Origin of the sequence: Candidatus Nitrosocosmicus franklandus, assembly GCF_900696045.1 — an archaeon.
Taxonomy (GTDB): domain Archaea; phylum Thermoproteota; class Nitrososphaeria; order Nitrososphaerales; family Nitrososphaeraceae; genus Nitrosocosmicus; species Nitrosocosmicus franklandus_A.
The window spans coordinates 2111829-2124234 of the sequence record NZ_LR216287.1 but is presented as its reverse complement, the minus strand read 5'-3'; the positions used below and the strand labels follow the sequence as shown (position 1 = coordinate 2124234).

14 protein-coding genes are annotated in these 12406 nt (G+C 32.3%); 7 read left to right on the top strand and 7 right to left on the bottom strand.

Annotated elements, in window-relative coordinates:
- Positions 1-52 precede the first annotated feature (52 nt).
- Positions 53-268: a hypothetical protein gene (locus NFRAN_RS10030; protein WP_134484862.1), complete on the top strand. Its 216-nt coding sequence runs from the start codon at positions 53-55 to the stop codon at positions 266-268.
- Positions 269-441: 173 nt separating this feature from the next.
- Here the strand turns inward: NFRAN_RS10030 and NFRAN_RS10025 are convergent, their stop codons facing one another.
- A complete protein-coding gene (locus tag NFRAN_RS10025) occupies positions 442-948 on the bottom strand; it encodes a hypothetical protein (RefSeq protein WP_134484861.1) in 507 nt (168 codons plus the stop codon).
- Between the two features lie 372 nt (positions 949-1320).
- Here NFRAN_RS10025 and NFRAN_RS10020 point away from each other — a divergent pair, with 372 nt between their 5' ends.
- Together NFRAN_RS10020 and NFRAN_RS10015 are read left to right on the top strand one after the other, a co-directional pair.
- A complete protein-coding gene (locus tag NFRAN_RS10020) occupies positions 1321-1770 on the top strand; it encodes a response regulator (protein ID WP_134484860.1) in 450 nt (149 codons plus the stop codon).
- Positions 1771-2181: 411 nt separating this feature from the next.
- A complete protein-coding gene (locus NFRAN_RS10015) occupies positions 2182-2415 on the top strand; it encodes a hypothetical protein (RefSeq protein WP_134484859.1) in 234 nt (77 codons plus the stop codon).
- 574 nt (positions 2416-2989) lie between these two features.
- On the opposite strand, the gene NFRAN_RS10010 is transcribed toward NFRAN_RS10015, so the two are convergent.
- From NFRAN_RS10010 to NFRAN_RS13925, 3 genes are all read right to left on the bottom strand, one after another.
- On the bottom strand, positions 2990-3442 hold the full coding sequence (locus NFRAN_RS10010) for a VOC family protein (RefSeq protein ID WP_134484858.1): 453 nt from the start codon (positions 3440-3442) through the stop codon (positions 2990-2992).
- Between the two features lie 152 nt (positions 3443-3594).
- Entirely contained in the window at positions 3595-4224 is a 630-nt protein-coding gene (locus tag NFRAN_RS10005; RefSeq protein WP_134484857.1) for a hypothetical protein, read from the bottom strand.
- A gap of 140 nt (positions 4225-4364) precedes the next feature.
- Complete coding sequence (locus NFRAN_RS13925; RefSeq protein ID WP_172602277.1) at positions 4365-4592, bottom strand: hypothetical protein; 228 nt, start codon at positions 4590-4592, stop codon at positions 4365-4367.
- Between the two features lie 118 nt (positions 4593-4710).
- Here NFRAN_RS13925 and NFRAN_RS09995 point away from each other — a divergent pair, with 118 nt between their 5' ends.
- On the top strand, positions 4711-5313 hold the full coding sequence (locus NFRAN_RS09995) for a MarR family transcriptional regulator (protein ID WP_134484855.1): 603 nt from the start codon (positions 4711-4713) through the stop codon (positions 5311-5313).
- Between the two features lie 423 nt (positions 5314-5736).
- Here NFRAN_RS09995 and NFRAN_RS09990 read toward each other — a convergent pair whose 3' ends face one another.
- Complete coding sequence (locus NFRAN_RS09990; protein WP_172602276.1) at positions 5737-6030, bottom strand: hypothetical protein; 294 nt, start codon at positions 6028-6030, stop codon at positions 5737-5739.
- Positions 6031-6257: 227 nt separating this feature from the next.
- Between NFRAN_RS09990 and NFRAN_RS09985 the strand changes: the two genes are divergently transcribed.
- Positions 6258-6779, top strand: a complete 522-nt coding sequence (locus NFRAN_RS09985) for a hypothetical protein (protein WP_134484853.1) — start codon at positions 6258-6260, stop codon at positions 6777-6779.
- An 851-nt stretch (positions 6780-7630) separates the two neighbouring features.
- Here NFRAN_RS09985 and NFRAN_RS09980 read toward each other — a convergent pair.
- Positions 7631-7936 carry a hypothetical protein gene (locus tag NFRAN_RS09980; RefSeq protein ID WP_134484852.1) on the bottom strand — a complete coding sequence of 102 codons (306 nt, stop codon included), beginning with the start codon at positions 7934-7936 and terminating at the stop codon, positions 7631-7633.
- Between the two features lie 1092 nt (positions 7937-9028).
- Between NFRAN_RS09980 and NFRAN_RS09975 the strand changes: the two genes are divergently transcribed.
- A complete protein-coding gene (locus NFRAN_RS09975) occupies positions 9029-9502 on the top strand; it encodes a hypothetical protein (RefSeq protein WP_134484851.1) in 474 nt (157 codons plus the stop codon).
- A gap of 156 nt (positions 9503-9658) precedes the next feature.
- Positions 9659-10636 carry a glycoside hydrolase family 130 protein gene (locus NFRAN_RS09970; protein WP_172602275.1) on the top strand — a complete coding sequence of 326 codons (978 nt, stop codon included), beginning with the start codon at positions 9659-9661 and terminating at the stop codon, positions 10634-10636.
- 363 nt (positions 10637-10999) lie between these two features.
- Here the strand turns inward: NFRAN_RS09970 and NFRAN_RS09965 are convergent, their stop codons facing one another.
- Complete coding sequence (locus tag NFRAN_RS09965; RefSeq protein WP_172602274.1) at positions 11000-12328, bottom strand: glycosyltransferase; 1329 nt, start codon at positions 12326-12328, stop codon at positions 11000-11002.
- Between the last annotated feature and the right edge of the window lie 78 nt (positions 12329-12406).

Sequence of the window (12406 nt, the reverse complement as noted above, 5' to 3'; positions counted from 1 at the left end):
GAAATGTTATGATTGTTTATTACCGAGAATAGCTATATTACTATTAATGAATATGAATTGTCCCCATTGTCAAAACGAATATCAAGTCGCCTATCAACGCATTACAGGCTTTACCAAAGGAATTAAATCGGCTTATGAAATTTATTATCAAACTTGTCCTCATTGTGACAAACCAATTGTAGGTATGTATCAACATCCTGTTCCTGGATATGAATTTGATTTTGAAAAGAGAAAGAAACTAATAAAATTCTATGGTGAGCCAGCATAGTAAGTCAATTCTAATGCTAATCAATCTACTTTGCGATAGAGATGAGTTAACTGATCAAGTAGCGCTGTAACGTAAATTTCTTTCACGATACCTCGCCGTCTAGATGTCTGCAATATATTTTACATGCTCTATCATATCAAGCAAGGATGATATGAATACATTACAAATTTATCTCATTTTTTCTTGGTAAATAGATGGATATATTTTACTATTAAATTAATGATTGCATACGAAAGCACTGAAGCAATAAGAGATGAAATCGTAGCAGCTTCTATAGCAGAGTATTCTAACTTTAGCAATTGTATTATGAGAAGAAACCTTGTTATGTTATTGACAGTATCGAATATGGTGCTAGCAAATATCATTTTAATCAATATCTTCCTTAATGCAATAAAGTTGATTTTTCCAGTTAACCGCTTTGTGTAATCTCGTTTATTGTCAATATGAAAAAGAATTGCAAAAATTACCTTGTAAGTCAAGAATCCTGTGATAACAGTTATTGCAGAATTTAGGACATGACTGATAGAAAATCCTGCAACAAAGTGTGCAATAATAATACTGGATAAAAAGCCGGCTGAGCCCGAAATTAGTAAATTTTTGTTTAGAGAGATTGTATTATAATACTTTTCGTAAGCCTTTGTGAAGAATCTGTTTATTTTCTTCTGAGTTATTGGTTTCACTTGATATAACTAGAGATGTTCAATAAGTTATTTAAAACTGATAAAAAGACAATCGAGTCAATTCAATTCTAGGGATCAAATAACTGAGGTAGAGTTCGTTGACAGTTCAATAGTTTCTAATGTCAAAGAAAGGGACAATCAGTGTATACTGGGATAGTGTATCGCTCTAGTCTAGAGGACAACCCAGCAATAAGTGCTCCCGAATTTGCGTCGTAATTAACCAAATAGACATAAATACTTCTTACCTAATTTACCAATATTATTGTCACTCTGTGCTTAAGATGGATCTAGTGATTTATTGTAACTATTACCATAAGTAGTAAATTTTTACCTATTTATATAAACAATGTTAACCCTAATATTCCATTACAAGTGAAATGTATTAAAAATGGTCCTCTTCAAAGTAAGCAAGTAATTGATGCTCAATTTCTAATGAAAAAAGACTTGGAGCAAGTAAAGATCTTGATTGCCGAGGCTGAAAGCGAGTTGTTATTTCTATTTAGGACTTACTTGACTTCATTAGGTATGAGTATAAAAACAGCTAATAGTGGAGATGAGGCTCTAGATTACTTTAATGATAGCAAGAGGAAGAACAGACCATACAACGCTATTGTATTAGATACCCATTTGAATAACCCCACTGGTCTCGATGTTGCCAAGAGAATACACTCAGAAAAGCCAGACCAAAAGATGTTAATAGTTACAACAACTCCAAAAGAGTACTTGCCTGCAGAGTGTCTAAAAACTGCAGGAATAGAGGATAAGGATATTCTCACAATGCCCTTTAGACTATCAAAGCTTGTAACAGCACTAAAAAACTAATTACTTAACTGTCAACCTTCTAGCAATTGAGTTTTTAGAATAAAATGAGTCATATCCAAGCACCCATGTCTTAACATTGTCATAGTTTCTAAGACAATAGTAAATTTTTCGGGGATTCATATTTAGTAATATATACAATCCTTTTGAGAGATACCCTAAACAGTATCTTATGAGTAAATTATCGGAAAAAAACACAATGAAGCAAAATAGTATAAATATGCTATCGGTGACACACATATTAATTCTTACTTACTACAATGTGTTTTTGGCTTTAAGATATCTGGATGCTTAATTCACTATTATTAGCATTAAAATTTTTTTGATTTTTTATATCAAGATAATATAATTTTATTTAGAGTTTGGTAACCCTTCAATTGATTATTTATGTTTTATTGCGCATTATATTTTGTAATGACTGAAAATCAAGATAATAAAAAGATAGAAGACTGTAGAGAAAATCTTCTTGACATTACTATTAAGTATACCAAAAATGAAAGACCAAAAAATGAATCGAAGAATATTTTAAAGAGATTAGTTGAAAAACTGAAATCAAGAACAATAGCATTTACTAAAAAGGTTATAGATAAGGACAAGGACTTTAACACCGAATTGGATAAAGAAAAAAAGCAAGAAAATTTGAATTAGAAAGGTATAGATGAGGTTCTATGAATTTCCTGAGTTATCTATCTTTTCTTCTGGCTGCGACTGTTACAGCACTAATGAATTTTCTTGGGTACTTATCGTTTGTCTTGGCTGTAATTTTTATGATATGTTTTATAGTTTGTCTTGCTTTTCAACAAATAGTAGTTTATCATAAAATCATAGAAAAAGCAAGAAAATTTGCAAACGGTGAATATCTAAAGAATTGATTAGATCACGTATTATACGTGCTTTTGTGTCTGATTTTGTAAAATTTTATATTTAGTCTGTCTCTCAATTCATTATTCCTGTCAAGTCCTAAAACCATGAATCTTATTTAGATTCAAAAGTCAGGTATGCTAATGCGACTAATCTTATCTTTAACAACGGTTATAGATTGATTGACCAACTTCGGTAGATCACCTTCCAATGAGAAATTCGATTATTGCATAGTATGGTCGTTACTAATGAAACATGTTGTTTCTGTTGTAAAGTTAGACCCAAATTAATCCAAAACATAGGCTGATAAAGAAACAATATCGGCAATTGTGTAATCTATGAAATCTACCTGATTTCAATATTAATCCTTATTTTGGATTTTGTTCATTTGTTCTTCTGCCAACCTTTTTAGTTCCTCTCTTGAAACGTCCTTCTTGTGGGTTGCAATATACCAGTTATTACCTGCAAAATCCAAAACTCCTGCACCCCTATCTCCATAAAATTCATCCGTGGGTTCCCTCATTGAAGTAGCACCGGCCATTAGTGCATTTTTGTAAGTCTCATCCACGTTCTCAACATACAAATATAAAAAACAAGACATTGGTTTCATATTTTCATTGGAATCAGATATCATAATTTTAGAGTCACCGATTTGAACTATAGCATGTATTATTGAGTTTTCTGTTTCAAATCTATCAATTTCTTTTGCATCAAATGCTAGTTTTATAAAGTCTATTAGCTTTGAGGCGTCTGAGGTTATTATATATGGAGTTATTGAATGAAATCCTTGCGGAATTGGATTGACACTTGCCATATAATAAAATGAATTTTATCCTATAAATTATAGATCTAAATCTTAGTGGTGTAGCAATAATCATTTCAATAGAAATTATTAATCATACTTGAATTAATCTAACAATATATTAAAAATACAAATTCAAAAAAAAGATAGGTCAGTTTTTAGACTTAGCTTTGTGCTGCTGCGTTGCTACCGCTGTTTGTTTGGCTTTGAACGTTTACATTGTTGCCAGAGCCGATTGTGTCGCCGCCCGATACTACCTGGCTGTTTTGGTTAGAGGATTGTGATTGGCTGATGCTTTGTTCAGCAGAGTTACCACCTTTTCCATTTCCACCTTGTTGTGCTAATGCGTTGTTACCAGAGTTTTCTTGGTTTTGGACGTTTACATTGTTGCCAGAGCCGATTGTGTCGCCGCCCGATACTACCTGGCTGTTTTGGTTAGAGGATTGTGATTGGCTGATGCTTTGTTCAGCAGAGTTGCCGCTTCCTTTTCCACTACCGCTCCCTGCTTGTTGTGCTAAGGCGTTATTTCCTGTATTCTTTTGGTTTTGGAAACTAAGGTTATTACATGACATGAATGTTCCGCTTCCAGATATACATAAGGCATTCTGTACCGAGGCTTGTGACTGCTCTATTGCTTGCTGAGCTACATTACCTTTCTTCTTTTTGGTTGCAAAGGCGTCATTATCCATAGCCACTAACGGGCTAGTGATTAATACCATAGCGACCACTATTGCGATTGATGCTACAATGAGTTTGTTTTTATTTTTGTTGTGAATATTTCTTGTTTTATTCATATCTTTGATACCATAGAAAAAATATATGGCATTTGCTAACTAGGTGCAATACTCTAATATTCTAGCACTTTTAGAATTAACTTACAGAATCCGAAACTAATAGGGTTCTATTACACTTTACAAACAGTAAATTCTTTGACCTAAGTATGCTTATTTGTGCTTAAAATATGATAATTTGGAATGCTTCTTAGTAACAGTCTGGGCGCGTGCGGATTAAGTTCCCGTACGGTATAAGGGTCCGGTGGAATGAACATGAAATTCAATACAGTTAGTACCTGCAGAAATTTAATTATTTCACTGATGTCTATTTTTGCTCTTATCTTTCCACAGTATGATGAAGAATGATATTGAGTTTTGGTCACTGACAAGTGAATGTATGTTAATAAACTCTACTATTTTGAACTCAGAGGTTATAAATTATCAAGTATATCTCCACTATATCGAAACACCCCGGTAGTTTAAATATCATCTTAACCTGTATATAATATGTCTTTTAATAGAGAATTTAATGAAAATCCAAAACATTTCATGGTTTTAGACGCTATTGCTCGAGGTATGAAAAAAGTAAGTAGCATTGCAAATGTAACCAAGTTGTCGAAAGATGAGGTAAAATTAATTGTTAATGATTTAAGAACTCAAAAGTTGATTAATGTAAATGAAAAAAAAGGTTTTTTCGGCAATAAAAAAATAGAACTGTATATGACAGATACAGGATCCAGAATTTTAGAAACTAAAAAAGAAGAATTATTCAATAAAGCTCAGCGACTTCAACAAATCTATCAAACCGGAGATAGAGGTCAGATGCAGAGCATGATGAACGATAATAGAAGTTGGATGCCCATGATGTTGTTTTCTGGGATAATGAGTATGGTAATGTTTGGATCTATGATGGCTTTTATGGGAATGGCAATGAATCCAGCTGAAAGTGCTCAAACTGAAGGACAGGTAGATGAATCAGGAGCAACAGGATCTGAAGATGCAGGAGCAGCTTCAGATTCAGGTGGTGCATCTGACACTGGCGATACAGGTGGTTTTAGTGATATGGGTGCTAGTGGTGGTATGGACAGTGGAGGTTTTGATTCCTTTTAGTCAAGACCATATCACGACATAATCAAATAATAATCAAAGCTAGGGTTTAAGGGAAAATGTAGATCCATGTCACAACCACCACCACCTTCAGGAAAATCACTTATGTAAGACCTTATCAAAGACCCTTTATTAGATGAATTTCCTTTTCCCAAACCATTATGTGGAAAAAAGCTATACATGTCAGAATCAAATTGAGGTCTATTATTTGGAGTTGCAACATTTAACACTATTTTGTTTAGATATGTAAAATCAAGTCCAGTTTTAATGTTCTATTAATTTGTTACATCTTCAAATACGAATTAAATGACCTTTTATCGAGGAGACACTATGCATGAGTATATCAACCATTGAATGTACTAATTTTACGATTGATTTTGACTTCATTCTAACTAAAAAAAATTACACCTCTATATATCAAGAAGATTAGTTGAGCTTTAGAATTTCATCCCACGTACCTGTCGTAGATAACATATAATATTTAATACTATTTCCATATTCTAGTTCTATTATATCACCTGGAGTAATATGAGTTTTGAATAAATTATCCAAAAATTGCAAAAAGCTCGGACCTGCGACGATACTCTTGGTTTCTCTCTCTATAGGTTTGTTAAAATATTTTTCCAGCGCATTTGTTAAACCTAATTGACTTAGATTTTCTATCAGTTGTGTGATATCCATAAAAGTGGAATTTCTCTTATATACCCTTAATAATGCCAAGTATGCTATTATATACGGTAAACTAGTATATAACCATGGCAGAAGTAAGCGAATATGCCAATAACTGCAGGATCGTATTTGTAGTATATTTGTCTACACTGGTAAAGGTTTGACTTATGATACTTACGCAGGAATCATGTAAGAAAGCATCTAAAAAGATGATTAACGTTGATTTATAACGAGTTACTTGTTGATAACCTTAATAGGAACAAAATGTATATAATGATATGTCAACTGGAAAATACTTTAAACGAGGAGTGATGGCTTTAGATGCTCCCCATATTGGTCATGTAGTAAAAGAAACTGATCATAATCTAGTGATATTTGGAGAAAATAACGAGAGGTTTGACGTTCCAAAATCTGAAATCAAAACAACTGGAAGAAATGTGCTTATTGGTTTAACTATGAAGGAGATATATGAGAAATATTTTGTAACTAGAAATTCTCCATTACCTGTTGATGATATTGTAAAAAAGTGGCACCTGCCTGAAAATGTCGATATGGCTACTTATCACGTGAGCCATCCTAATTCAATGCTTAGTAGAGGAGTGAGAATACTAAATGAAGATTTTGTGGGCTTTGTAATGAAAGAAACAAGAGATAAAATGGTAATATTTGGCGATAACGATCAGAGGTATGATATTCCAAAATCAAAAATAAAAAAAGTGGGTAGTAATGTTATTCTAAACATGGATATTGATGAATTTACGACTTATAAGGTGAATGATCTTACTATCTTACCAAAATAGTAAATTAATTGAGGATAATCCGATCCGTAAATTTCTAATCCAATTCGATGATGAGATTGAGTACTATTATATTTATTAAAGTAATGAATGAGGAGGAAGAATAGAAATATCTATCAACAATAGTGTCGTCCACTGGACTGAGTATAATTGTTTTGAGATTAATGCTAGTAATCTAATCCGAAATTCAAAAATTGGTAGGATAACAGGATATGATGATGGTTTTCTGACAATTGAATTTACTGATCGAAGTTGGGTTACAATCAATTATCCAAATAATCTTGACGACCTGGCGAAAGAGATAGAGTCAGGATTATTACAATATAAGGGATGGAAAAGGGAATGCTTGTCCACTAATAGAATAAAAAGGATCATGAGGGATCTAATGGATTACTTGGAAAATATAAAAAAGGCTCGAAGAATTCAAAATATACATCCAAATACGCGGTATCGTGTCTTAAAATCTACCATTTGATCTAATACTCATTTGATTATGCATTACCCAGGCGAGTATAAAGAAAAGCAGGCATCAAAAAATATATCTTGATATTAGTAACCACATATTAGAATCCTTATTGTTATATTTGTGATTTATGGGCTTATGAAAAATTGATTTAGAAAATGACGAGATTTGATTTACCGATTGATACTTAATCTCGGACTAAACCTTTTTTAGGCACCTATTTAATTGGTAAATGAATCGATATTTTATTATAAAGATAGTATTATTTTGGTTACGATTATTGGTATTATAGGATATATATAGTAATAAAAACAAGACTAGATTATTCGTTCATGTGGAGAGAATCCGAGGGTATACTATTTAGAATTACCTACGACGTATCGATTATCGATCAGAATAATGTTCCATCGTTTTTCCGCTTTTCAAATTCTTGATTAGCTTTGTCCGTTATAGTTAGATTATTAGCATCTTTATTTTCCAATATATTCTTACTGGAAAGGTTTTTTATTGCTAATTCTAGTGAATATGGGGAAGCAGTCTGAGTATGTTTTATCAACTCCGAGTATGATACGGTATTTTTGCCCTTACCATATCTTGTCTTTACAATTTCTAGTATTATTCCCTCTATCTTACGAGTTAATAGGTCTCCACTTGTAGACTTGAGTACCTTTTCTAAAAAATTTTTAAATTCGACCATAATATGTTATGATTTCGAGGCTTATATCCTTACCTCATGGAGCATACGGAAAAAAGGTGAATTAATAATTCCAGGCTATGAAACAAATAGATCCTCATCATAATAACTCATTCAGAATATCCGCACAAATAAATCACCAGTACTAAAACTCATTCAAGAAATCTATCTTTAATATCTTTGTTGTATATGAGAAAATATGAACGAAACCAAATATTTTATCCTAAACTTTGCAATGTGGATAGGATTATCCTTCGTGATCAGTTTATTGATATCCTTTTTTATTCCCTTTCCGTACTCTTTAGTGATAATAATTGCTATATTTGTCTTATTAGGTTACTACTTGAGAAATATAAGGATAATTGGGCGCAATAGCATGAAAAAAACATACTGACAGCCAGTCCCAAGATTCGATAGGATTTTAGATCCATGTCTCCTTTTGGTAAACTTTGACCTGTATTTAGATGGGGAAGTTAAAAGGAAGAAGCCTACAATGCTTAAGGTTTCATATAAATTGTCGTATGAAATTAAGAATATCTTGCCTAAATAAAAGCTAACCAAGACTGAAGATAGACCGATCATACCGAATTGAAAAGTACACGATAGAAGTTTCTACATACTAAGGACCGAATGCCAGCGGAAAATGCCCAAGTGATTAGGTTCAGGGTCCACCTGTCATATGCGATTTCAGAATGGAATGGTGCAGGGGTATTCAAAAAGATATAGGTTAAACTATTGAAAATGTAAGACAACCTAATTGGTATCAATTGGGCATGGTAACCTCTTAATTCTCACATTCTTTATACATCAGACTTGCTATTAGGTGTGTAATTTCCTTAAAACAGATTTTCTCTTGTATACAATTAGTATTGCCATAAGTCCGTTATTGTATATGGTACACAAATTCATAATGGCTATCATTCAATCAGTAAAGTATCTAAATTACTGGTTTCTTATCTAATTTAACTGATATGATAAAATTAATTTTACTTAGTGAAGGAATCATTCACAATTATGGCTTCTACACTGTTTACTTTCATTAGAAAACGGTATTCGTTATGACATATTTAATAGAAACAGAGTATATATATAAGTATGTCAATTGTAAAAAATCATATTAAAGACCCTTCATCCACTTTATCAACAAATTTTAATTATCCGATAATTAATGATATAGAATCCTCAGAGTCTAAAAATCAAACGGAATTAAATGATAATAGAATTATGAACTTGCAAGATGATAGAGATAGCGGGAATGATCGCTCTGATAAGGTCTTAGATGATTTATTGAATTATACTCTTGAAATTCAAAGATCCAATAATCCTGAAAAATATCCTGAATGGAAAGCAGAGATTGAAAGAGTTATTGAAAAAACATATGGAAGTGACTCAATAGAGCTAAGACAAATAAAAGATGCAATGAAACTTAATTTTCTAACTACTAGTGGACAGTCTGAGGAACAAAGAGACATCTACTTTGATAACCTATATGAAAGGAGATTCAATAGAATAGAAACACTGATTAACGAATTCAAGTTGATGAGACAAATTAAAACTTATCATCAATGACTTGATTCAAATAGCTGTACAGACAAATAGATTGCATTAAAAGCCCTTCAACAAACCTTGTCTTTATTACCTTTGTTGCGTAAGAAGAGTTATGTATATACTTAATACAAGCAACACTGATTTGAACAAAAAATCTGATACTAATGATTTATCCCATTGAATTCTAACGGATCTGAAATCTTAAAAAGATCTTCCAATAACCCTATACTTATTCCTAATAAGAATAACTGGTGGGAATCAGAAGCTGTTTTTAACTGTGCGATACTATATAGTGGAAAAAAAATTCACATGTTATATCGTGCAATAGGAGAGTATGAACACTATTTTTCAAGGATCGGTTATGCATCAAGTGATGATGGGTACGTCTTTAGAAGGCGTAATGAGGTAGCAATTAATCCCATAGTAGACTACGAAAAATTTGGTATCGAGGACCCTCGATTAACTGAAATTGATAATCAAGTTTACATCACTTATGTGGTATTACCTGATCGCCCAAAGAAGGGTCCAATGGTATCAACTGCATTAGCAACTACCATAGATTATTCAAGATTTGATAGACTAGGTATCATTACAAGTGAAGGGACGGATAACAAAGATGTAGTTTTGTTTCCAACCAAATTGAGATCTAAAAATAAGTTAAGTAGTAAGAATATGAAATATTTCTGTTTACATAGACCAAGTTCTTGGGTAGGGGATGCATACGGAATTGATAAACCCAGTATATGGATCGGAGAGGGTAATACATTAACAAAGTTTGAAACCCATACTTTGCTTATGAAACCTGAACAAAAATGGGAAGAATTAAAGATTGGTGCTGGACCTCCGCCTATTAGAACAAAATATGGATGGTTAGTAATTTATCATGGAGTTAGTGCTAACAAAACATATAGTGCTGGTGCTGCACTTCTTGATCTAGAGGATCCTTACAAAATATTATGCAGAAGCAAAGAACCCATCCTTGTACCTACAGAACAGTATGAAAAATATGGTGATGTTAGTAACGTAGTTTTTCCAACCGGTGCTTGTATTGTTGATGAAGAAATATTTGTCTATTATGGGGGTGCTGATAAGGTATGTTGTGTTGCTACAGCCAAAATAAATGAACTTGTTGATTATCTTTTTCAAAACAATTAACCTTCACAGGTCACTAATTCCATCATATTGATGGCTAAAAGCCAAATTATCTTAGATTTGAATACAAGAAAGAGTCGATCTATAACTTGATTATTGCGTCCATAATTACTATCTTGATCTAGATGAATTGATCAAATTTCAATCCGTTGTACTATTCATCTCCTGCTATGTGTTTATATTCAATGATGTAATCTCAAAATATGTCTCACCTAATCTCCTGACATGTTAAAGGTCAAATAATTTCTCTTATAAAAATTGAATCTGCAACATCATTTACCACATAACATGTTGATTGTACACATAAGTTGACTCGAGACTTAAATCGGCTCTGATTCAAATTCAACTTATTGAAATTCTATTAGCTTATGTACTCACAAATGGAAATGGGGTGTTCTTAATTCTATCGTTTTTGTCCAAAATATTCCTATAAAGGTCAAAGTGCTGTAATGCAACATTCTCCCATGTTAATTCTTTATTGAAGTTTTCGATTCTTTGAGTATAATGCAAATATTCTGATTCTAATTTCTTTATTGCTTTTGCAAATTCATTGGGTCTTCTTTTTACTACTATTCCTAATCCTTTATCTGCAAATTCCTTAAAGAAACCTAGATCAGTTGCAATAAATGGTAATCCGTGAGCAAGAGCATCGAACATCACACCTGAACCTGAGGTTACAGTATAGGGGAGGACAATAATATCAGATGAATAGAATAGAATTGAAAGTTCCTTATCTGTTAGAAATCCTCGATTCAAATTGATTATTTTACCATTCTGTGAGTTTTTGTTATCTGTGTGACTAAGTATTTTTTGACTCTTTTGATTATTGATTGGTGATGGCTTTGCTAAGTTAAATAAATTCTCAGATTGATTAACTACTACAACCCAATCATCCGGAACATCCAAATTATCTAAAATGTCCCAACCTTTAGTATGAGTCATGAATCCAAAGAAAAGTGCTATTTTACGATTCAATGGTAAGGAAAAAAATTGTCTTGCTTCCCTTTTCTTTACATATTTGTTCATATTTGGTTCTGCTCCATGATATATCACAGAAAAATTACTCAACGATTTCTGATCTTTTATTGCATTTTCATTTTCAGATATTAATTGGGCCAAATAACTCGAAAAAGCTATGTTGGCCTGACTCGCTTGCATTTTTTGTTTGTTGGCTAAATTAAAAGATCTGTAGTTTATGAACCGTTTCCAATAGTCACCTATCTGATTAATGAGGTTAATTGAAACAGTAATCATGTTTTTATTCAGGAGATTCGGATGTTTTGATAGCTCCATCCATTGATGAAGGGGATACGCGGAATGAAATGTCGTTATTATGGGTATCTTGCATTCTTTATAGAATTTATCTATGTTGGTACTCAAACTTCTTGGATTAAAAGAGTTCATTTTTAGTCCATAAAGTCCATGTTCTAATTGAATATGTACAAGATCGGGATCGTATTCATCAAGCACCTCGAATATTATTTTTGAATTATTTTCATTTTTAGGATCAATACCTATAAAATCCCCTTTTCCTTTCTCATTACATAAAACAGAAACCTTGATTCCAATTTTTTTTAATCCATCTGTAAGGTTCTTAGTATATCTTCCAACTCCTCCAGGAATAGGTGGGAACTCGGTGGAAATCATAAGAATTTTTAATGTAGATTTATTAATATCATCTAATTTGTAGGACACTATGGTAACATATAACATATTACACCCGATACATATAAGGAAATGTAATAGTATTTCAAATTTCTGTCTACTATAACT